The organism is Pseudomonas sp. Con_6 (assembly GCF_059379395.1).
In genome coordinates this window covers 2,331,946-2,352,944 of the sequence record NZ_CM182011.1, presented here as the reverse complement: position 1 = coordinate 2,352,944, position 20,999 = coordinate 2,331,946, and the positions used below count along the sequence as shown (strand labels likewise).

Annotated in this window: 17 protein-coding genes; 9 read left to right on the top strand and 8 right to left on the bottom strand. The window is 63.6% G+C overall.

Going from position 1 to position 20,999, the window contains the following annotated elements; genetic code table 11:
• The first annotated feature begins 44 nt into the window (after nucleotides 1–44).
• From AC5QPF_RS10650 to AC5QPF_RS10640, 3 genes are all read left to right on the top strand, one after another.
• Nucleotides 45–707, top strand: coding sequence for an alpha/beta fold hydrolase (locus AC5QPF_RS10650; protein ID WP_494963177.1), 663 nt, complete (start codon nucleotides 45–47; stop codon nucleotides 705–707).
• 431 nt (nucleotides 708–1,138) lie between these two features.
• Nucleotides 1,139–1,441: a hypothetical protein gene (locus AC5QPF_RS10645; protein WP_494963176.1), complete on the top strand. Its 303-nt coding sequence runs from the start codon at nucleotides 1,139–1,141 to the stop codon at nucleotides 1,439–1,441.
• Nucleotides 1,442–1,876: 435 nt separating this feature from the next.
• Entirely contained in the window at nucleotides 1,877–3,103 is a 1,227-nt protein-coding gene (locus AC5QPF_RS10640; protein WP_494963175.1) for an MFS transporter, read from the top strand.
• Between the two features lie 33 nt (nucleotides 3,104–3,136).
• Here the strand turns inward: AC5QPF_RS10640 and AC5QPF_RS10635 are convergent, their stop codons facing one another.
• Entirely contained in the window at nucleotides 3,137–3,742 is a 606-nt protein-coding gene (locus AC5QPF_RS10635) for a tRNA isopentenyl-2-thiomethyl-A-37 hydroxylase MiaE (RefSeq protein ID WP_494963174.1), read from the bottom strand.
• A 157-nt stretch (nucleotides 3,743–3,899) separates the two neighbouring features.
• Here AC5QPF_RS10635 and AC5QPF_RS10630 point away from each other — a divergent pair, with 157 nt between their 5' ends.
• Nucleotides 3,900–4,763, top strand: a complete 864-nt coding sequence (locus AC5QPF_RS10630; RefSeq protein WP_494963173.1) for a universal stress protein — start codon at nucleotides 3,900–3,902, stop codon at nucleotides 4,761–4,763.
• 55 nt (nucleotides 4,764–4,818) lie between these two features.
• Here the strand turns inward: AC5QPF_RS10630 and AC5QPF_RS10625 are convergent, their stop codons facing one another.
• Entirely contained in the window at nucleotides 4,819–5,286 is a 468-nt protein-coding gene (locus AC5QPF_RS10625; protein ID WP_494963172.1) for a DUF1289 domain-containing protein, read from the bottom strand.
• A 405-nt stretch (nucleotides 5,287–5,691) separates the two neighbouring features.
• Here AC5QPF_RS10625 and acnB point away from each other — a divergent pair, with 405 nt between their 5' ends.
• Nucleotides 5,692–8,292, top strand: coding sequence for a bifunctional aconitate hydratase 2/2-methylisocitrate dehydratase (gene acnB, locus AC5QPF_RS10620; protein WP_494964154.1), 2,601 nt, complete (start codon nucleotides 5,692–5,694; stop codon nucleotides 8,290–8,292).
• A 251-nt stretch (nucleotides 8,293–8,543) separates the two neighbouring features.
• Here acnB and prpF read toward each other — a convergent pair whose 3' ends face one another.
• From prpF to AC5QPF_RS10595, 5 genes are all read right to left on the bottom strand, one after another.
• Nucleotides 8,544–9,734, bottom strand: a complete 1,191-nt coding sequence (gene prpF, locus AC5QPF_RS10615) for a 2-methylaconitate cis-trans isomerase PrpF (protein WP_494963171.1) — start codon at nucleotides 9,732–9,734, stop codon at nucleotides 8,544–8,546.
• A gap of 155 nt (nucleotides 9,735–9,889) precedes the next feature.
• Nucleotides 9,890–12,475: a Fe/S-dependent 2-methylisocitrate dehydratase AcnD gene (gene acnD, locus AC5QPF_RS10610; RefSeq protein ID WP_494963170.1), complete on the bottom strand. Its 2,586-nt coding sequence runs from the start codon at nucleotides 12,473–12,475 to the stop codon at nucleotides 9,890–9,892.
• Between the two features lie 155 nt (nucleotides 12,476–12,630).
• Nucleotides 12,631–13,758, bottom strand: a complete 1,128-nt coding sequence (gene prpC, locus AC5QPF_RS10605) for a bifunctional 2-methylcitrate synthase/citrate synthase (protein ID WP_494963169.1) — start codon at nucleotides 13,756–13,758, stop codon at nucleotides 12,631–12,633.
• Nucleotides 13,759–13,816: 58 nt separating this feature from the next.
• On the bottom strand, nucleotides 13,817–14,707 hold the full coding sequence (gene prpB, locus AC5QPF_RS10600) for a methylisocitrate lyase (RefSeq protein ID WP_330074710.1): 891 nt from the start codon (nucleotides 14,705–14,707) through the stop codon (nucleotides 13,817–13,819).
• Nucleotides 14,704–15,414 carry an FCD domain-containing protein gene (locus AC5QPF_RS10595; protein ID WP_494963168.1) on the bottom strand — a complete coding sequence of 237 codons (711 nt, stop codon included), beginning with the start codon at nucleotides 15,412–15,414 and terminating at the stop codon, nucleotides 14,704–14,706. The genes prpB and AC5QPF_RS10595 overlap by 4 nt, the downstream gene beginning before the upstream one ends.
• A gap of 290 nt (nucleotides 15,415–15,704) precedes the next feature.
• On the opposite strand from AC5QPF_RS10595, the gene rloA reads away from it, so the two are divergent.
• The 4 genes from rloA to pabB all read left to right on the top strand — a co-directional run bounded on the left by rloA (nucleotide 15,705) and on the right by pabB (nucleotide 20,207).
• Entirely contained in the window at nucleotides 15,705–16,241 is a 537-nt protein-coding gene (gene rloA, locus AC5QPF_RS10590; RefSeq protein WP_494963167.1) for a retropepsin-like aspartic peptidase RloA, read from the top strand.
• 5 nt (nucleotides 16,242–16,246) lie between these two features.
• Complete coding sequence (gene rloB / locus AC5QPF_RS10585; protein ID WP_494963166.1) at nucleotides 16,247–17,779, top strand: osmotic stress tolerance membrane protein RloB; 1,533 nt, start codon at nucleotides 16,247–16,249, stop codon at nucleotides 17,777–17,779.
• Nucleotides 17,779–18,762: an alpha-L-glutamate ligase-like protein gene (locus AC5QPF_RS10580; protein ID WP_494963165.1), complete on the top strand. Its 984-nt coding sequence runs from the start codon at nucleotides 17,779–17,781 to the stop codon at nucleotides 18,760–18,762. The genes rloB and AC5QPF_RS10580 overlap by 1 nt, the downstream gene beginning before the upstream one ends.
• A gap of 98 nt (nucleotides 18,763–18,860) precedes the next feature.
• Nucleotides 18,861–20,207, top strand: a complete 1,347-nt coding sequence (gene pabB / locus AC5QPF_RS10575; RefSeq protein WP_494963164.1) for an aminodeoxychorismate synthase component I — start codon at nucleotides 18,861–18,863, stop codon at nucleotides 20,205–20,207.
• A gap of 85 nt (nucleotides 20,208–20,292) precedes the next feature.
• On the opposite strand, the gene thrH is transcribed toward pabB, so the two are convergent.
• Nucleotides 20,293–20,910 (bottom strand): bifunctional phosphoserine phosphatase/homoserine phosphotransferase ThrH, encoded by a 618-nt coding sequence (thrH, locus tag AC5QPF_RS10570; RefSeq protein WP_494963163.1) that lies wholly within the window; start codon nucleotides 20,908–20,910, stop codon nucleotides 20,293–20,295.
• Nucleotides 20,911–20,999 lie beyond the last annotated feature (89 nt).

The following is a 20,999-nucleotide window of genomic DNA, read 5'->3' as shown; positions in this document are numbered from 1 at the left end:
TTCTGCGCAGCCATCAACCCGACTGACAACGCATGGAGCAAGCCGTGTCCCCCTCCCCCGAAAAAGTGCTTTTCCTGCCCGGCGCTTCCGGCAACACCCGGTTCTGGCAGCCGGTCGCCGACGCATTGCAAACACCAATCGACAAGCAGCATATGGGCTGGCCAGGTTTCGGCGCGACGCCGCCAGAGCCGCGGATCACCTGCCTGGAGCACCTGGCAGCGCTCGCTCTCGGCAAGATCGACAAACCCGCCGCCCTGGTGGCGCAGTCCATGGGCGGCGTTGTCGCGGTACATATGGCACTGGAGCGGCCGGACTTGATCAGCCATCTGGTCTTGTCCGTGACCTCGGGGGGGCTGGATCTCTCTGCGTTCGGTGCAGAGGACTGGCGTGCGGAGTTCGAGGCAGAGAATCCGAACCTGCCGCGGTGGTTCCTGGAGGATCGCACTGACCTCAGTGCTCGCCTGCATGAACTGCGCATGCCTGTATTACTGCTTTGGGGTGGCGCCGATCCGATCAGTCCGGTTCGGGTAGGCGAGAAGCTGGCGGAATTGATTCCGGATTCGCGGTTGGAGGTGTTTCCGCAGGCTGGGCATGATCTTGGATGGAGCCACGCCGAGGTGGTGGCGGGGTTGATTGATGAACACCTTGAAGGGAGAACCAGGGATGCATGGAGCTGCTTCCTGGACGTGGATCGAGCTTGCTCGTGAAGGGCCGCGAAGCGACCCCAGTGTCTCAACTGTGACCGCGAAATTCCTGACAACCACCGCACCAGAAGCCCATCGCAATTGCAAATAACCCCGACAAAACTTCACCACCATCCGACTTTCATGTAGGCAATTTCCCAAGCATACTTTTCCGCCTTATCAGCCGTTGCGCTCTTGAAAATCGGCACCTAACCTTCGCCGGTCGCTGTGGTTTGGCGACCGGGTTTGGTAGCCCGTGGAATCAAGACGCACGGTTTCCCCTCGGATGACGGGTGCTTTCCAGCACTCGCCGTTTCGCTTCATGGGGGCTGTGCGTGGGGCGCCTTCGGGTGCGCCGGGTTCCTTGATTCCCGGTCTACCAACCTGCGCACAGCCGCCACCCAATCGTTTGGTAGCGACGGGTGACGGATTCATCAATCAAGGAATCCGAGAACATGAAAAAGATCGTTCCTGATCCACCTGTTTCACCACCCACTACCGCACACACCCACTTCGGATCGTGCAATGGCACTCATCCTCCGGTATTCAGTGTCTGTGAGGGCGTCAGCCTGGAAGATGCGCTGGTGCATCTCTCGGCATCGCTGACTTCGGCTTATGAAACCAACTTTCAGGTCTGTGAGTCTGCGAGCAAGCCGACGCAGGGGTTGGCTTGGGCGACTCAGCATTCGCTGGAAATCTGCCTGGCGTTGGTTGAGTCGTTACTGCGTAAGGGAGCAAGGGAGGTAGAGGTCAGTTAGACGAACAGAGGGGATGGGCACGTCGTGAAAAATAGGTCTGTCCCCTTCCCGTCGCTCTGGACCGGTCGGCACCGTTCACCAAGGTGGCATCGTTCCCGACGCCTACTACATGTGTGTCGGCGGCACCGCGCTGACCAACTGTGAATGGGTCGAGGTGGAGGAAGACTAGCACCGGGAGTCTGGGGCCCTTGTGGGACGATGACGGTAGTGGATTCACTATCGCTATCGCGGCGGTCCGGCGTCCCGGTGAACCCGCCCCCACAAGGTCCTGGTCGACCGTTCGAGCCCTGTTCTTGATGACAGCGCGACTTATCAATCCCACTGATGATTACTATCGAACCGCCCGCCTGTCGGCTGCGCAAAACCGCCTCTTATAATCGCCTGCCTTTACCCCTCCCCCGCCTTTCCAGGCGCCCATCCTTGGAATCCGACAACATGCCAAGCGCCAGCCAGGCCTTCAGCGGCCTACCCGAAGAAAACCAACGCAGCCTCACCCAGCAGTGGCTCGCCATCCTTTCCGTCGCCATCGGCGCCTTTGCCCTGGTCACCAGTGAATTTCTCCCGGTCGGCGTGCTCAACGACGTCGCCGCCGACCTCGGCATCAGCGCCGGCCAGGCCGGCCTGATGGTCACCCTGCCCGGGATCATGGCCGCCCTCGCCGCGCCGCTGCTCTCCGTGGGCATCGGCGCCCTGGACCGCCGTTACCTGCTGGTCGGCCTGACCCTGATCATGATCATCGCCAACGCCGTCGTGGCCTTCGCCGGTGACTTCAGCCTGCTGCTGTTCGGCCGCGTGCTGCTGGGCATCAGTATTGGTGGATTCTGGGCAACCGCCATTGCCCTGAGCGGACGCCTGGCGCCCAAGGGCGTGGGGGTCGCTCAAGCCACCTCGATCATCATGGTCGGCGTCACCCTCGCCACCGTACTCGGCGTACCCGTCGGCACCTGGCTGAGCGGCCTGATGGGCTGGCGCATGACCTTCCTCGCCACCGCCCTGGTCGGCGTGCCGGTGCTGCTGGCCCAGGTGTTCCTGCTGCCGCGCCTGAACCCGGAAAAAGCTATCCGCGTCAGCGACCTGCCGGCCCTGTTCATCAACCCGCAAGCCCGCATCGGTCTGATCGCGGTGCTGCTGATCGGCCTGGCGCACTTCGCTGCCTACACCTATGTCGCGCCGTTCTTTAAAGAGCGCGCCGGCTTCGACGGCCCGACCATCGGCTCATTGCTGCTGCTCTACGGCATCGCCGGGGTCGCGGGGAACATCTTCGCCGGCTTCGCCGCCAACCGCAGCGTGCGCCACACCCTGCTACTGGTGGCGCTGCTGATCGGCATCAGTACCTTCCTGTTCCCGCACTTCGCGACGAACCTGACCGGCGCGGCGATGCTGATCGGCCTGTGGGGCTTCGCCTTCGGCGCGTTCCCGGCCTGCGCCAGCATCTGGATGTTCGTGGTCGCACCGAAGGACGTGGAACGGGGCATGCCGCTGTTCGTCGCGATGTTCCAGGTGATCATCGCCCTGGGCTCGTTCTTCGGCGGGCGCATCGTCGACCAGATGGGCAGCGCAGTGCTGATGACCCTGGCCACGGCTCTGGTGGGCTGCGGCTTCGTCACGGTACTGGTGTTGGGACGCAAGGTCAGCAACCGCCTGGCTGCACACGCTTGCTAAGAAGGCGCGAAGGAACCTTCGCGCCGCACTGAATCAGGCCGGAACGCCACTGTGGAAACGGAATTCCACGTCCGGCGAAAGAATCAACTCCACCTCTACCTCGCGCACCTTGTCCACGGTGCGCTGGATATCCTCGGCATCACCGTACTGCAGGGCCAGCTTCAGGTAACCCTGATAGTGCCGTGCCTCGCTCTTGAGCAGGCCGTGGTAGAACTTGCCCAGTTCCTCGTCCAGGTGCGGCACCAGCGCGGCGAAACGCTCGCAACTGCGCGCCTCGATAAAGGCACCGATCACCAGGGTGTCCACCAGCTTGGCCGGCTCATGGGCCCGGGCCACGCGACGCAGACCCGAGGCGTAGCGACCAGCGGATACCGGACGCAGCGGGATCTTGCGGCGCTTCATCAAGCGCAGCACCTGCTCGTGATGGACCAATTCCTCGCGGGCCAGGCGCGACATCATGTTGATCAGGTCGATATGCGCGTTGTACTTGGCGATCAGGCTCAGGGCAGTGCTCGCGGCCTTGAATTCGCAGTTCTTGTGATCGATCAGCATGGTTTCCTGGTCGGCCAGCGCCGCTTGCACCCAGGCATCGGGGGTGCGGCAACCGAGGAAAGCGTCGATTTCGGGGATGAGTTCCATTGATTCACGAACGGCAGGTGGACGACAGGGCCGGCGATTATACCGGCGCGAGCGGCGATCACCAGTGACTATGCTTTGATATGCATCAAGCCGCATCGTCCGGACCGCCGACTATAGTCAGGCATTGCTCGTCATTTCCCCAAGGGAGTTCATGCTCATGCAAGCCGTCCGCAGCATTCTGGTGGTCCTCGATCCCGAGCACGCCCATAGTCGCGCCCTGACCCGGGCCAAACTCATCGCCGGCGCCACCGGCGCGCGCCTGCACCTGCTGATGTGCGACCGCAAGCACGACCACAGCGCCCTGCTCAGCCTGCTGTGCAGCCAGTTGCACGACGATGGCTTCGACAACGTGACCTTCGAGCAGGCCTGGCACGACACCCTGCACGAATCGATCATCGACGTGCAGCAAGCCGAGGGCTGCGAGTTGGTAATCAAGGAGCACCGCCCGGACAACCCGCTGAAGAAGGCCCTGCTCACCCCGAGCGACTGGAAGCTGCTGCGCCTGTGCCCGGCGGCGGTGCTGATGGTCAAGACCGAGCGGCCATGGACCGGCGGAGTGATCCTCGCGGCGGTGGACGTGGGCAACAACGACCAGGACCACCGCGTCCTCCACGGCGACATCATCGACCACGGCTACGCCATCGCCGGGCTGGCCAAGGGCGATCTGCACGTGATCAGCGCCCATCCGTCGCCGATGCTGTCGGCCGCGGATCCGGTGTACCAGTTGAAGGAAACCATCGAAGCGCGCTATCGCGAGGAATGCGCGGCGTTCCAGGCCGAGTTCGACATCGCCGACGAGCGCCTGCACGTGGCCGAAGGGCCGGCGGATGTGCTGATTCCATACACCGCGAGCAAGCTGGATGCAGTGGTGACGGTGATCGGCACGGTGGCGCGAACCGGGATTACCGGGGCGTTGATCGGCAATACCGCGGAGGTGGTGCTGGATTCGCTGGAGAGTGATGTGCTGGTGCTGAAGACGGCGGCGGTGGCCTCTCATCTGAATGAGCTGGCCCAGGGCTGAAAAACTCAAGCGCGACGCGGACCTTGTGGGTTCACCCGCTCCCACAAGGTCCGCGTCAGCCCAGGGCATCCTTGAGGAACCCCGGCGCGATATAGCGCTGGTAATGGGCTTCCGAGAGCAAAAAGAACTCGGTATCGATGGCGTCGCGCAGTTCCGGCAGCTCCCAATCACGAAACTCCGGCAACAACGCCAGCCCATAGGCCTCCAGCTCGCGAATCACCCGCGCCCCGCGGGCGATCAACTGGTACGCCCAGCAATATTCCGACTGATGGGCCACGTAGCGGATCTTGCGCTGCTCCAGTTGCTGGCGCAGGCGCTGCACGTCGAACACCTCCAGCTTGGCCGTCATCACCTGCACCAGAAGCTGCTCCAGGCGCAGCCAGACGGCGCGCTTCTCGTCGTCGTTGTAGCCGTTCCAGTGGATCACTTCGTGGTGGAAACGCTTGCAGCCGCGGCACACCGTATCCCCGTAAACCGTGGAACAGAGGCCGACGCAAGGCGTCTTGATGGACTGATTGGACATGGGCAGATCGACAGCATGGCAATGAAACAAGGGGCCATGTTAGCCCTTTGTCTAACGGGGGTCACTCGTTAAAGTCTTCACCGTCGCCTTACCTTTATCCGTAAATTGCCGTAGAATCACACCGCCTTTTTAAGGCACCAATGTCCGTTAGAAGCTGTTTTCAAAGCGTCACGAGCACAGTTCATCCGGTAGAACGGCGTTGGTTCGGGAGATTCAGCCCTGAATGTCCCGCACCAGCCCTCATCAGCCTCCGTTCTACAGGCGTAAAACTTTGAAAGCAGCTTCTGTAAGGATTTCCTGCAACTCTGGCTACGCGGCTCAAAAAGCCGTATTTGCGCATGAGTGCGGATTTTCTGGATGAGCGTCCCGGACACCCATTTGGGACCACTGATGAGGGTAATGACTGTGCTTGAAGCCTACCGCAAACATATCGAAGAGCGCGCAGCCCTGGGTATCGTTCCCCAGCCGCTTAACGCCGAACAAACTGCAGGCCTGGTCGAGCTGCTGAAAAACCCGCCGGCCGGCGAAGAAGCCTTCCTCGTTGAACTGATCACCGACCGCGTTCCGCCGGGAGTCGACGAAGCCGCCTACGTCAAGGCCGCCTTCCTCTCCGCCATCGCCAAAAACGAAGCCAAATCCCCGCTGATCGACCGCAAGCGTGCCATCGAACTGCTGGGCACCATGCAGGGCGGCTACAACATCGCCACCCTGGTCGAGCTGCTGGATGACGCCGAACTGGGCGCCGTCGCAGCTGAGCAGCTGAAAGGCACCCTGCTGATGTTCGATGCGTTCCACGACGTGGCCGAGAAAGCCAAGTCGGGCAACGTCCACGCCAAGGCCGTGCTGGAATCCTGGGCTGCCGGCGAGTGGTTCACCTCGCGTCCGGCCATCGCCGACAAGTACACCCTGACCGTGTTCAAGGTGCCTGGCGAAACCAACACCGACGACCTGTCCCCTGCCCCGGACGCCTGGTCGCGCCCTGACATCCCGCTGCACGCCCTGGCCATGCTGAAGATGGCCCGCGACGGCATCGAGCCTTCGCAGCCAGGTTCGGTCGGCCCGCTGGCCCAGATCGAAGCGGTCAAGGCCAAGGGCTTCCCGGTCGCCTACGTCGGTGACGTGGTCGGTACCGGTTCCTCGCGCAAATCCGCAACCAACTCCGTGCTGTGGTTCTTCGGCGACGACATCCCGTACGTGCCGAACAAGCGCGCCGGTGGTTTCTGCTTCGGCACCAAGATCGCCCCGATCTTCTACAACACCATGGAAGACGCCGGTGCACTGCCGATCGAATTCGACTGCACCAACCTGGCCATGGGCGACGTCATCGACGTGTACCCGTTCAAGGGTGAAGTGCGCCGTCACGAAAGCGACGAGCTGGTCACCACCTTCGAGCTGAAGACCGAAGTCCTGCTGGACGAAGTCCGCGCTGGCGGCCGTATCCCGCTGATCGTCGGCCGTGGCCTGACCGAAAAAGCCCGTGCCGAACTGGGCCTGGGTTCTTCCGACCTGTTCAAGAAGCCAGAGCAGCCTGCCGACACCGGCAAGGGCTACACCCTGGCGCAGAAGATGGTCGGCAAGGCCTGCGGCGTGACCGGCGTTCGTCCGGGCACCTACTGCGAGCCGAAGATGACCACCGTCGGTTCCCAGGACACCACTGGCCCGATGACCCGCGACGAGCTGAAAGACCTGGCGTGCCTGGGCTTCTCCGCCGACCTGGTCATGCAGTCGTTCTGCCACACCGCGGCCTATCCGAAGCCGATCGACGTCACCACCCACCACACCCTGCCGGACTTCATCCGCACCCGTGGCGGCGTGTCCCTGCGTCCTGGCGACGGCATCATCCACAGCTGGCTGAACCGCATGCTGATGCCTGACACCGTCGGCACCGGCGGCGACTCGCACACCCGCTTCCCGATCGGCATCTCGTTCCCGGCCGGTTCCGGCCTGGTAGCCTTCGCCGCTGCCACCGGCGTCATGCCGCTGGACATGCCGGAGTCGATCCTGGTTCGCTTCAAGGGCAAGCTGCAGCCTGGCATCACCCTGCGCGACCTGGTTCACGCGATTCCTTACTACGCGATCCAGAAAGGCCTGCTGACCGTCGAGAAGAAAGGCAAGATCAACGCCTTCTCCGGCCGCATCCTGGAGATCGAAGGCCTGAACGACCTGACCGTCGAGCAAGCGTTCGAACTGTCCGACGCCTCGGCCGAGCGTTCTGCTGCTGGCTGCACCATCAAGCTGCCGGAAAAGGCCATCGCCGAGTACCTGCAGTCCAACATCACTCTGCTGCGCTGGATGATCGGTGAAGGCTACGGCGATCCACGCACCCTGGAGCGTCGCGCCCAGGCCATGGAAGCCTGGCTGGCCAACCCGGTACTGCTGTCGGCCGACGCCGATGCCGAATACGCCGAGATCATCGAAATCGACCTGGCCGACGTCAAGGAGCCTGTACTCTGCGCGCCGAACGACCCGGACGATGCCCGCCTGCTGTCTTCGGTACAGGGCGAGAAGATCGACGAAGTGTTCATCGGTTCGTGCATGACCAACATCGGCCACTTCCGCGCTGCCGGCAAGCTGCTGGACAAGGTCAAGGGTGGCATTCCAACCCGTCTGTGGCTGGCTCCGCCAACCAAGATGGACGCCCACCAGCTGACCGAGGAAGGCTACTACGGCATCTACGGCAAGGCTGGCGCGCGCATGGAAATGCCAGGCTGCTCGCTGTGCATGGGTAACCAGGCACGTGTGCAGACCGGTTCGACCGTGGTCTCCACTTCGACCCGTAACTTCCCGAACCGCCTGGGCGACGCCACCAACGTGTACCTGGCATCGGCCGAGCTGGCCGCGGTCGCTTCGATCATCGGCAAGCTGCCGACCGTCGAGGAGTACATGGAGTACGCGAAGAACATCGACAGCATGGCTGCCGACGTTTACCGCTACCTGAGCTTCGACCAGATCGCCGAGTTCCGTGAAGCGGCTGCGAACGCCAAGATCCCGGCTGTTCAGGTTTAAGCTGTAACTGCGTTGAAAGAGCCCCGCTGAGATAGCGGGGCTTTTTTTATGCCTGATGGAAATGCAGTGCTCTCTCGGGCCTCATCGCTGGCAACGCCAGCTCCCACAGAGTTCGGCGGTGCACGCGATCCCTGTGGGAGCTGGCGTTGCCAGCGATGAGGCCCGCAAGAACAACAAATCCTCTGATCCAGAAACAAGAAAGCGGCGCCCGCCTTGCGACGAGCACCGCTTTTGAATGCAGCGAAAATGCCTTAGAACGAATCCCCCGGCACCCTCACCCACCCTTCCATCAACACCCGCGCACTGCGGCTCATGATGGCCTTGGTCACGGTCCACTCACCGCTCACCTGCTGCGCCTGCGCCCCCACGCGCAAGGTGCCGGACGGATGGCCGAAGCGCACCGCCTCACGCTCGCCGCCACCGGCCGCCAGGTTCACCAGCGTGCCCGGAATCGCCGCCGCCGTGCCGATGGCCACCGCCGCCGTGCCCATCATCGCGTGGTGCAGCTTGCCCATGGACAGCGCCCGTACCAGCAGGTCGATATCTCCAGCCTTGACCTGCTTGCCACTGGACGACAGGTAATCCGCCGGTGGCGCAACAAAGGCCACCTTCGGCGTGTGCTGACGCCCCGCCGCCTCGTCGACATGCTTGATCAGCCCCATGCGCACCGCACCGTGGGCACGGATGGTCTCGAACCGCGCCAGCGCCTCGGCATCGCCATTGATCGCGTCCTGCAGTTCGGTACCGGTGTAGCCGATTGTCTGCGCCTTGACGAAGATGGTGGGGATGCCTGCATTGATCATGGTCACTTCCAGAGTGCCAACGCCCGGAACTTCGAGCTGATCCACCAGGTTGCCAGTGGGGAACATCGAGCCGCCGTCACCGTCTTCATCCGCCGCCGGATCGAGGAATTCCAGCTGCACCTCGGCCGCCGGAAAGGTCACGCCATCCAGCTCGAAATCACCGGTTTCCTGGACTTCGCCGTTGGTGATCGGCACATGGGCGATGATGGTCTTGCCGATATTGGCCTGCCAGATGCGCACGGTGGCCATGCCGTTCTGCGGGATGCGGCTGGCGTCCACCAGCCCGGCGCTGATGGCGAAGGAACCCACCGCCGCCGACAGGTTGCCGCAGTTGCCGCTCCAGTCGACGAAGGCCTTGTCGATGGAGACCTGGCCGAACAGGTAATCGACGTCATGCCCGGGCTTGATGCTGCGCGAGAGGATCACCGTCTTGCTGGTGCTGGAGGTGGCCCCGCCCATGCCGTCGATCTGCTTGCCGTAGGGGTCGGGACTGCCGATTACCCGCAGTAGCAGGGCATCGCGAGCGGCGCCGGGGAGTTGCGCGGCTTCGGGCAGGTCCTGGAGATTGAAGAACACACCCTTGCTGGTGCCGCCACGGATGTAGGTGGCGGGAATCTTGATTTGCGGTACGTGGGGCATTTGAGTCTGTTCCTGTCATTCGATGTGTGGAAACCCCATCGCAGGCTTCGCCTGCTCCCACAGGGTCCGTGTCGCCGCGGACCCTGTGGGAGCTGGCGAAGCCTGCGATGAGGCCCGGACAGCCAGCCTCGCTGTCCGGGCCTTGCCGCTCTTTATCAGGCAGTCCCTTCCAGGAAATCCTGGGCAAACCGCTGCAACACCCCGCCCGCCTCGTAGATCGACACCTCTTCCGCGGTATCCAGGCGGCAGGTCACCGGCACCTCGACGCGCTCGCCGTTCTTGCGAGTGACCACCAGGGTCAGGGTCGCCCGCGGCGTGCGCTGGCCGACCACGTCGTACAATTCGCTGCCGTCCAGCTCCAGGGTCTTGCGGTCGGTCCCCGGCTTGAACTCCAGCGGCAATACACCCATGCCCACCAGGTTGGTGCGGTGGATGCGCTCGAAGCCCTCGGCGACGATGGCCTCGACACCCGCCAGGCGCACGCCCTTGGCCGCCCAGTCACGGGACGAGCCCTGGCCGTAGTCGGCACCGGCGACGATGATCAGCGGCTGCTTGCGCTCCATATAGGTCTCGATGGCTTCCCACATGCGGGTGACCTTGCCTTCCGGCTCGATCCGCGCCAGCGAACCCTGCTTGACCTTGCCGTTCTCCTGGACCATTTCGTTGAACAGTTTCGGGTTGGCAAAGGTGGCGCGCTGAGCAGTGAGGTGGTCACCGCGGTGGGTGGCGTAGGAGTTGAAGTCCTCTTCCGGCAGGCCCATCTTCGCCAGGTATTCGCCAGCGGCACTGTCCATCATGATGGCGTTGGACGGCGACAGGTGGTCGGTGGTGATGTTGTCCGGCAGCACCGCCAGCGGCCGCATACCCTTGAGCGTCCGCTCGCCGGCCAGGGCGCCTTCCCAGTACGGCGGACGGCGGATATAGGTGCTCATCGGGCGCCAGTCGTACAGCGGCGCGACTTTCGGCCCCTTGTCTTCCTCGATGGTGAACATCGGGATGTACACCTGACGGAACTGCTCCGGCTTCACCGATGCGCGGACCACAGCGTCGATTTCCTCGTCGCTCGGCCAGATATCCATGAGACGGATTTCCTTGCCGTCGACCACGCCCAGCACATCCTTCTCGATATCGAAGCGGATGGTGCCGGCGATGGCATAGGCCACCACCAGCGGCGGCGAGGCGAGGAAAGCCTGCTTGGCGTAAGGGTGGATGCGCCCGTCGAAGTTGCGGTTACCGGAAAGCACGGCGGTGGCGTACAGGTCGCGGTCGATGATTTCCTGCTGGATCTTCGGATCCAGCGCACCGGACATGCCGTTGCAGGTGGTGCAGGCGAACGCCACGACGCCGAAGCCCAGTTGCTCCAGTTCGTCGGTCAGGCCGGCTTCGTCGAGGTACAGGGCGACGGTCTTCGAACCGGGCGCCAGGGACGACTTGACCCACGGCTTGCGCGCCAGGCCGAGCTTGTTGGCATTGCGCGCCAGCAGGCCGGCGGCAATGACGTTGCGCGGGTTGCTGGTGTTGGTACAACTGGTGATGGCAGCGATGATCACCGCGCCGTCCGGCATCTGCCCCGGGACTTCTTCCCAGGCGCCGGCGATGCCCTTGGCCGCCAGGTCGCTGGTGGCGACACGGGCATGCGGGTTGGACGGGCCGGCCATGTTGCGCACGACGCTGGACAGGTCGAAATGCAGCACGCGCTCGTACTCCGCCTTGACCAGGCTGTCGGCCCACAGGCCTGCGGCCTTGGCGTAGGTTTCCACCAACTGGACCTGCTGCTCTTCACGACCGGTCAGCTTGAGGTAGTCGATGGTCTGCTGGTCGATGGCGAACATCGCCGCGGTGGCGCCGTATTCCGGGGCCATGTTGGAGATGGTGGCACGGTCGCCGAGGGTCAGCGCGCGGGCGCCCTCGCCGTGGAACTCCAGGTAGGCGCCGACCACCTTCTGCTTGCGCAGGAACTCGGTCAGGGCCAGCACTACGTCGGTGGCAGTGATGCCCGGCTGCGGCTTGCCGGACAACTCGACGCCGACGATTTCCGGCAGGCGCATCCACGAGGCACGGCCGAGCATCACGTTTTCGGCCTCAAGGCCGCCGACGCCGATGGCGATCACGCCCAGGGCATCGACGTGGGGGGTGTGGCTGTCGGTGCCGACGCAGGTGTCGGGATAGGCCACGCCGCGTTCGGCATGGATCACCGGGGACATCTTCTCCAGGTTGATCTGGTGCATGATGCCGTTGCCTGGCTGGATCACGTCGACGTTCTTGAACGCCTTCTTGGTCCAGTTGATGAAATGGAAACGGTCTTCGTTGCGGCGGTCCTCGATGGCGCGGTTCTTCTCGAACGCCTGCGGGTCGTAGCCGCCGCATTCCACGGCCAGGGAGTGGTCGACGATCAGTTGCACCGGTACCACCGGGTTGACCTGGGCCGGGTCGCCGCCCTTGTCGGCGATGGCGTCACGCAGGCCGGCGAGGTCGACCAGGGCGGTCTGGCCGAGAATGTCGTGGCAGACCACGCGGGCCGGGAACCAGGGGAAGTCGAGGTCGCGCTTGCGCTCGATCAATTGGCCCAAGGAAGCGTTGAGGGTTGCCGGATCGCAGCGGCGCACCAGGTTTTCCGCGAGGACGCGGGAGGTGTACGGCAGGCGGTCGTAGGCGCCCGGCTCGATCGCATCGACCGCCGCGCGGGCATCGAAATAGTCCAGGCCGGTGCCTGGCAGGGACTTGCGGAATTCGGTGTTCATGGTCAGGTCGGCTCGGTCACGGATTCGGTTTTCTCATGAGCGCCACCTCCCCCTTTGGGAGCGGGTTCACCCGCGATTGCATTGGTGAATCCACTACCGCAATCGCGGGTGAACCCGCTCCCACAGGGGGAGGCGGCGCCTTTTTTATATCTGTTTCAGCGCTGCTCAATCGGCACGTACGCGCGCTGCTCGACGCCGGTGTACTCGGCGCTCGGACGGATGATGCGGTTGTTGGCACGCTGCTCGAACACGTGCGCCGCCCAGCCGGTCAGGCGCGAGCAGACGAAGATCGGGGTAAACAGCTTGGTCGGGATGCCCATGAAGTGGTACGCCGAGGCATGGTAGAAGTCAGCGTTCGGGAACAGCTTCTTTTGCTCCCACATGGTCTTGTCGATAGCCTCGGAGACCGGGTACAGAACCTTGTCACCCACTTCGTCGGCCAGCTTCTTCGACCAGCCCTTGATCACCTCGTTGCGCGGGTCGGACTCTTTGTAGATCGCATGGCCAAAGCCCATGATCTTGTCCTTGCGCTCCAGCATCTTCAGCAGCTCGGTGACCGCTTCCTGCGGGCTCTGGAAGCGCTCGATCAGTTCCATCGCCGCCTCGTTGGCGCCACCGTGCAGCGGACCGCGCAGCGAGCCGATGGCCGCGGTGACGCAGGAGTACAGGTCGGACAGGGTCGAGGCACAGACCCGCGCGGTGAAGGTCGAGGCGTTGAATTCGTGCTCGGCGTAGAGAATCAGCGAAACGTTCATCACCTTGACGTGCAATTCGCTCGGTTTCTTGCCGTGCAGCAGGTGCAGGAAGTGGCCGCCGATGGTGTCTTCGTCGCTGGTGCAGTCGATGCGCACGCCGTGGTGGCTGAAGCGGTACCAGTAGCACATCACCGCCGGGAACAGGGCAAGCAGGCGGTCGGTCTTGTCGCGCTGCTGGTCGAAGTTCAGCTCCTGCTCCAGGGTGCCGAGCACCGAGCAGCCGGTGCGCATCACGTCCATCGGGTGGGCATTGGCAGGGATGCGCTCAAGGACTTCCTTGAGGGCTTGCGGCAGGTCGCGCAGGGTCTTCAGGCGGGCCTGGTATTCGGCCAACTGGGCCTTGTTCGGCAGCTCGCCGTAGAGCAGCAGGTAGGCGACTTCCTCGAACAGCGCGTTAGCAGCGAGGTCGCGTACGTCATAGCCGCGGTAGGTCAGGCCGGCACCGGCCTGGCCGACGGTCGACAGTGCGGTCTGCCCGGCCACCTGGCCACGCAGGCCGGCGCCGCTGAGTACTTTTGCTTCGGCCATGGGTTATCTCCTTTCTTGAATTTGTTATGGAAGCTATTGGCTAATCAGTGACCTGTGGTCAGGCCTTCTTCTGCGCGAACAGGGCGTCGAGGCTCTGCTCGAACGCGTGGTAGTTGATGGCGTCGTACAGCTCCATGCGGGTCTGCATGGTGTCGATCACGTTCTTCTGCGTGCCGTCGCGGCGCAGGGCGGCGTAGACGTTCTCGGCGGCCTTGTTCATGGCGCGGAAGGCCGACAGCGGGTACAGGGCCAGGGACACGTCGGCCGACGCCAGTTCCTCGGTGGTGTACAGCGGCGTGGCGCCGAATTCGGTGATGTTGGCCAGGATCGGCGCGCGCACGCGCTCGGCGAAGGTCTTGTACATCGACAGTTCGGTGATGGCTTCCGGGAAGATCATGTCGGCGCCGGCCTCGATGCACGCGGCAGCGCGGTCCAGGGCGGCTTCCAGGCCTTCCACGGCCAGGGCGTCGGTGCGCGCCATGATCACGAAGCTGTCATCGGTACGGGCATCGACGGCGGCCTTGATGCGGTCGACCATTTCCTGCTGCGAGACGATTTCCTTGTTCGGACGGTGGCCGCAGCGCTTGGCGCCGACCTGGTCCTCGATATGGATGGCGGCGGCTCCGAACTTGATCATCGACTTCACGGTACGGGCGACGTTGAACGCCGAAGCCCCGAAGCCGGTGTCGACATCCACCAGCAGCGGCAGGTCGCAGACGTCGGTGATGCGGCGCACGTCGGTGAGCACGTCGTCCAGGCCGGTGATGCCCAGGTCAGGCAGGCCCAGCGAGCCGGCGGCAACACCGCCACCGGAGAGGTAGATGGCCTTGAACCCGGCGCGCTTGGCCAGCAGGGCGTGGTTGGCATTGATGGTACCGACCACCTGCAGCGGGTGCTCGGCGGCTACCGCGTCGCGAAAGCGCTGGCCGGGACTGCTTTTCTGACTCATGACTCACCTCGTGGGTTAGTGGCGTCCAGGTAGTGACGCTCGATATTGCGTTTGGAAGCGCCGATGTGACGGCGCATCAGGAGTTCCGCCAGCTCGCCGTCACGGTCGGCGATGGCATCGAGAATCCGGTGGTGTTCGGCGAAGGCCTGGCGCGGCCGGTTGGGCGTGGCCGAGAACTGGATGCGGTACATGCGTACCAGTTGGTACAGCTCGCCGCAGAGCATCTTGACCAAGGTCTTGTTGCCGCTGCCCTGGATGATCCGGTAGTGGAAGTCGTAATCGCCTTCCTGCTGGTAGTAGCCGACCCCCGCCTGGAACGCGGCATCGCGCTCGTGCGTATCCAGCACCCGGCGCAGCTCCTCGATCTCGGCTACGCTCATGCGCTCCGCAGCCAGACGGCAGGCCATGCCTTCGAGGGACTCACGGATCTCATAGAGCTCGATCAGCTCGGCATGGCTGAGGGACACCACCCGCGCCCCGACATGCGGCACCCGCACCAGCAGGCGCTGGCCTTCCAGGCGGTGGATGGCCTCGCGCAGCGGGCCGCGGCTAATACCATAGGTGCGCGCCAGCTCGGGCTCGGAGATCTTGCTGCCAGGGGCGATCTCGCCCTTGACGATGGCCGCCTGGATACGCCGGAAGACGTTTTCGGAAAGGGTTTCCGACTCGTCTTGAACGATTCCCGGGGCTTGGGCTGTATCCAGCATGATTGTCGACACCTTTGAAAATCAATGCGACAAAACTAGCCAAATCGATTGATGGAGTCAAAGACAAAATCAATATTGTCGACAATCGTCTAAGAGCGAACTTCAACACCGCGAACGTTGTCAGAGTGGCGCGGCTAGCGCTGAACCATCACCGTGATAGAATGCCGCCGCCTCATTTTTTGTGGCATGGATAGTGTGTCTGTCATTTATTTGTGTCAGACGAACGAGGAGCTAGCGCAGAAATTGCCGGTGGCCTTGCCCGTACCCTCCACAGCATTGCGCCAGGATCTATGAGACTTTCGCCACTCCTGCTGTTGCTCAGCCTTTGTTTGTTGCCGGTCATGGCCCAGGCGACAGGCAAGACTGTCTACGGCCTCAACGAATACGCCCGGCTCGGCGACATCGACCTGGAGGTCGCCGCCAAGCTCGACACCGGGGCCAAGACCGCCTCCCTCAGCGCCCGCGACATCAAGCGCTTCAAGCGCAACGGCGAGTCGTGGGTGCGCTTCTACCTGGCGATCGACGCCGCCCACTCCCACCCGATCGAACGCCCGCTGGCCCGGGTCAGCAAGATCAAGCGCCGCGCCGGCGACTATGACCCGGACGAAGGCAAGGCCTACACCGCCCGCCCGGTGATCGCCCTGAACATATGCATGGGCAATGCCCTGCGCGAAATCGAAGTCAACCTCACCGACCGCAGCGCCTTCCAGTACCCGCTGCTGATCGGCTCCGAGGCACTCAAGCACTTCGACGCGCTGGTCGATCCAAGCCTTAAATACGCTGCCGGCAAACCCGCCTGCGCCATTGACGCTAACACCGCAGAGTAACCCCGATGCGCTCTCTTACCCTTCACCTGAAAGTCCTGATCACCGTCCTGGTGCTATTGGGCGTGCTCATCACGGCCTATCAGATCTTCTTCCTCGGCATCCCGGTGACCGAGGACGAGACCGACGACCTGTGGAACATCGACGCCAAGGTCGAGTTCGTCGCCAGTCCGAAAGACCCGGTGAAAGTGCAGATGTACGTGCCGCCGCTGAGCCATGACTACGTCAGCCTCAACGAGAGCTTCATCTCCAACAACTACGGGGTCAGCGTCAACCGCGTCGATGGCAACCGCAAGGTGACCTGGTCGGCGCGTCGCGCCAGCGGCAACCAGACCCTCTACTACCGCCTGGTGCTGACCAAGCGCTACAGCAGCGAAAAGCCCAAGATCAAGGGCCCGACCTTCCGCGACAGCCTGCCGGTGGAAGGCCCCGAGAAGATCGCCGCGGAAGCCCTGCTGGCGCCGATTCGCCAGCACTCGGCGGACGTCGAGACCTTCGTCAGCGAAACCATCAAGCGTGTCAACAATCTCAACGACGACAACGTCAAGCTGCTCCTGGCAGGCGATACCTCGGTGCAGAAGAAGGCCAAGATCATCGACCTGCTGCTGTCCATCGCCCACGTGCCGCTGGAGCGGGTGCAGACCATCCGCCTGGTGGCCGACCAGCCGCAGACCCCGGAGCTCTGGCTGCGCAGCTTCAACGGCAATGACTGGCTGTACTTCAACCCTGAAACCGGCGAGCAGGGCATGCCCAGCGACCGCCTGCTGTGGTGGACCGGTGACGACAACCTGGTCACCGTCGATGGCGGCAAGAAGGTCAACGTCACCTTCAGCCTGAACAACAGCGAGATGAACGCCATCCGCCTGGCCAAGCTGACCGACGAGAACACCGACGCCGACTTCCTCGAATACTCCCTCTACGGCCTGCCGCTGCAGACCCAGCAGACCTTCATGATCATGGTGATGATCCCGATCGGCGTGCTGGTGATCCTGGTCCTGCGCAACCTGATCGGCCTACAGACCCTCGGCACCTTCACCCCGGTACTGATCGCCCTGGCTTTCCGCGAAACCCAGCTGGGCTTCGGCATTGTCCTGTTCACGGTGATCACGGCCCTGGGCCTGTCGCTGCGCTCGTACCTGGAACACCTCAAGCTGCAGATGCTGCCGCGCCTGTCGGTGGTGCTGACCTTCGTCGTGGTGCTGATCGCCGCCATCAGCCTGTTCAGCCACAAGCTCGGCCTGGAACGCGGCCTGTCGGTGGCGCTGTTCCCGATGGTGATCCTGACCATGACCATCGAACGCCTGTCCATCACCTGGGAAGAGCGCGGCGGCGGCCACGCCATGAAAGTCGCCATCGGCACCCTGTTCGCCGCCTCGCTGGCGCACCTGCTGATGAGCGTGCCGGAGCTGGTGTACTTCGTCTTCACCTTCCCGGCGGTGCTGCTGATCCTGGTGGGCTTCATGCTGGCGATGGGTCGCTACCGCGGCTACCGCCTGACGGAGCTGGTTCGTTTCAAGGCTTTCGTGAAGGCTGACGCCTGATGTTCGGACTCTGGAAAACCTGGAAGGCCCTGGAAGCCCGGGGCATCATGGGGATCAACCGGCGCAACGCGGACTATGTCCTGAAGTACAACAAGCGCCATTTGTACCCGATCGTCGACGACAAGATCATCACCAAGGAACGGGCCATCCAGGCCGGCATCCATGTGCCGGAGATGTACGGGATCATCTCGACCGAGAAGGAGATCGAGAAGCTCGACGAGATCATCGGCGGCCGTAGCGACTTCGTCATCAAGCCGGCCCAGGGCGCCGGTGGTGACGGCATCATGGTCATCGCCGACCGTTTCGAGGACCGCTACCGCACAGTCTCGGGCAAGATCATCAGCCACGAGGAGATCGAGCACCAGATCTCCAGCATCCTCACCGGCCTGTACTCCCTCGGCGGGCACCGCGACCGCGCGCTGATCGAGTACCGGGTGACCCCGGACCAGATCTTCAAGAGCATCAGCTACGAAGGCGTGCCGGACATCCGCATCATCGTGCTGATGGGCTATCCGGTGATGGCCATGCTGCGCCTGCCGACCCGCCAGTCAGGCGGCAAGGCCAACCTGCACCAGGGCGCTATCGGCGTCGGTGTCGACCTGGCCACCGGCGTGACCCTGCGCGGCACCTGGCTGAACAACATCATCAGCAAGCACCCGGACACCACCAATGCGGTGGACGGCGTGCAACTGCCGAACTGGGACGGCTTCATGAAGCTCGCCGCCGGCTGCTACGAGCTGTGCGGCCTGGGCTACATCGGTGTCGACATGGTGCTGGACCAGGACAAGGGCCCGCTGATCCTCGAACTCAACGCCCGCCCCGGCCTGAACATCCAGATCGCCAACGACTGCGGCCTGACCCAGCGAACCCACGCCATCGAGGCGCACCTCGAGGAACTGGCGAAGGACGGCAAGCAGGAAACGCCGGAGGAGCGCGTGCGCTTCGCCCAGCAGCTGTTCGGTCACGTTCCCTCGCAACAATAGAAGACTGGCGCCCCGGCGACGGGGCGCTGTCTTGCCTCTAGGAGCAATCGTTTCGGGGGTCTACAATGCTTGCCCCGCCTTGTGACCCGTCCAGACGAATGCCGACCTGCACCGTTGTCCCCCTGCCCTACCAGGCCGACCCGGCCGCTTATTTCGCCCGCGTGCGCCATGCCCCCGGCGCGGTGCTGCTCGACAGCGCCCGGCCCGGTGCCGAGCGCGGCCGCTTCGACATCCTCGGTGCCTGGCCGCTGCACAGCCTGGTGGCGCAGGACGGTGAAAGCGGCACGGCGTTCCTGCAGCGGCTGCGCGACGGGCTGGCCGAACTGGGCGAGGCGCAACTGCCCGCGGGACTGGAACTGCCGTTCGCCGGCGGTGTGATCGGCTACCTGAGCTACGACTTCGGTCGGCGTCTGGAACAGCTGCCGGACATTGCCCGCGACGACCTCGGCCTGCCGGATGCCACCCTCGGGCTGTATGCCTGGGCGCTGATAACGGACAACCAACTGATGACCAGTCAGTTGCTCTTCCACCCTGCCCTGCCCGCCGGCGAGCGCCTGCGCCTGGTCGATCTGTTCAGCCAGCCCGGCGAGACCGACCCCGGCGCCGGCTTCCACCTCGACGCCCCGATGCGCGGCGATCTCACTCCCGACGACTACCGTCAGGCTTTCGAGCGGGTGCAGGACTACATCCACGCCGGCGACTGCTACCAGATCAACCTGACCCAGCGCTTCCGTGCGCCGTGCCATGGCGACCCGTGGAGTGCCTACCAGGCCCTGCGCAAGGCCTGCCCGACGCCCTTCTCCGGCTTCCAGGTACTGGCTGATGGCAGCGCCCTGCTCAGCCTGTCGCCGGAGCGTTTCATCCGGGTCAGCGACAGCCAGGTGGAGACCCGGCCGATCAAGGGTACCCGGCCACGCGACGCCGACCCGGCGCAGGACCGCGCCAACGGCGAGGAATTGCTGGCCAGCGCCAAGGACCGTGCCGAAAACCTGATGATCGTCGACCTGCTGCGCAACGACCTCGGGCGCACCTGCGAGATCGGCTCGGTACGGGTGCCGGAACTGTTCAGCCTGGAGAGCTACCCCAACGTGCACCACATGGTCAGCAGCATCACCGGGCACCTGGCGGCGGACAAGGACGCACTGGACCTGATCGCCGGCAGCTTCCCCGGCGGCTCGATCACCGGTGCGCCGAAGATCCGCGCGATGCAGATCATCGACGAGCTGGAGCCCAGCCGGCGTGCGCTGTATTGCGGGTCGTTGCTGTATGTGGATGTGCGCGGGGAGATGGACAGCTCGATCGCCATCCGCAGCCTGCTGGTGAAAGATGGGCAGGTGTGCTGCTGGGGAGGTGGCGCGGTGGTGGCGGACTCGGACTGGGAAGCGGAGTACCAGGAGTCGATCACCAAGGTGAAGGTGTTGCTGGAAACCCTTCAGGGTCTGTGATGGGCCCATCGCGGGCAACGCCCGCTCCCACAAGATTCGCGGCGCATGCAATCCCTGTGGGAGCGGGCGTTGCCCGCGATGAGGCCTAGAGACTCAACGTCCGGTTCGAAGCCTTGATGAACTCCTGCTTCAACGCCTCGAAATCATGCACCGCCGGGAACTGCGGGAACTCACGGATCACATTCTCCGGCGCATGGAACAGGATCCCTGCATCCGCCTCGCCCAACATGGTGGTGTCGTTGTACGAATCACCCGCCGCGATCACCCGGTAGTACAGGCTCTTGAACGCCAGCACCGACTGACGCTTGGGGTCCTTCTGGCGCAACTGGTAGTCGGTGACCCGACCGGATTCGTCAGTGATCAGACGGTGGCAGAGCAGGGTCGGGAAGCCCAACTGGCGCATCAGCGGCTGGGAGAACTCGTAGAAGGTGTCGGACAGGATCACCACCTGGAAGCGCTCGCGCAGCCAGTTGACGAAGTCCACGGCGCCGTCCAGCGGCTTGAGGGTGGCGATCACCGCCTGGATGTCGGACAGCTTCAGACCGTGCTCATCGAGGATCCGCAGACGCTGCTTCATCAGCACGTCGTAGTCCGGAATATCACGGGTAGTGGCCCGCAACGATTCGATTCCGGTTTTTTCCGCGAAGGCGATCCAGATTTCCGGGACCAGCACGCCTTCCAGGTCGAGACAGGCAATTTCCACAGCACACTCCTCGAACAACGCCAAAAATGGAGCCCGCACTCTAAGCGCAGCGATGCGACCCGTCTACCCGGCATTTTTTGGTAACATCT

Bases quoted from the DNA above. Each gene is read 5' to 3' on its own strand.
- prpF (WP_494963171.1), bottom strand. From the start codon at position 9,734: ATGCCCCACGTACCGCAAATCAAGATTCCCGCCACCTACATCCGTGGC.
- AC5QPF_RS10595 (WP_494963168.1), bottom strand. From the start codon at position 15,414: ATGCTGGATACAGCCCAAGCCCCGGGAATCGTTCAAGACGAGTCGGAA.
- rloA (WP_494963167.1), top strand. From the start codon at position 15,705: ATGAGACTTTCGCCACTCCTGCTGTTGCTCAGCCTTTGTTTGTTGCCG.
- prpC (WP_494963169.1), bottom strand. From the start codon at position 13,758: ATGGCCGAAGCAAAAGTACTCAGCGGCGCCGGCCTGCGTGGCCAGGTG.
- AC5QPF_RS10625 (WP_494963172.1), bottom strand. From the start codon at position 5,286: ATGTCCAATCAGTCCATCAAGACGCCTTGCGTCGGCCTCTGTTCCACG.
- prpB (WP_330074710.1), bottom strand. From the start codon at position 14,707: ATGAGTCAGAAAAGCAGTCCCGGCCAGCGCTTTCGCGACGCGGTAGCC.
- AC5QPF_RS10635 (WP_494963174.1), bottom strand. From the start codon at position 3,742: ATGGAACTCATCCCCGAAATCGACGCTTTCCTCGGTTGCCGCACCCCC.
- AC5QPF_RS10580 (WP_494963165.1), top strand. From the start codon at position 17,779: ATGTTCGGACTCTGGAAAACCTGGAAGGCCCTGGAAGCCCGGGGCATC.
- rloB (WP_494963166.1), top strand. From the start codon at position 16,247: ATGCGCTCTCTTACCCTTCACCTGAAAGTCCTGATCACCGTCCTGGTG.
- AC5QPF_RS10640 (WP_494963175.1), top strand. From the start codon at position 1,877: ATGCCAAGCGCCAGCCAGGCCTTCAGCGGCCTACCCGAAGAAAACCAA.
- AC5QPF_RS10645 (WP_494963176.1), top strand. From the start codon at position 1,139: ATGAAAAAGATCGTTCCTGATCCACCTGTTTCACCACCCACTACCGCA.
- AC5QPF_RS10630 (WP_494963173.1), top strand. From the start codon at position 3,900: ATGCAAGCCGTCCGCAGCATTCTGGTGGTCCTCGATCCCGAGCACGCC.
- pabB (WP_494963164.1), top strand. From the start codon at position 18,861: ATGCCGACCTGCACCGTTGTCCCCCTGCCCTACCAGGCCGACCCGGCC.
- acnD (WP_494963170.1), bottom strand. From the start codon at position 12,475: ATGAACACCGAATTCCGCAAGTCCCTGCCAGGCACCGGCCTGGACTAT.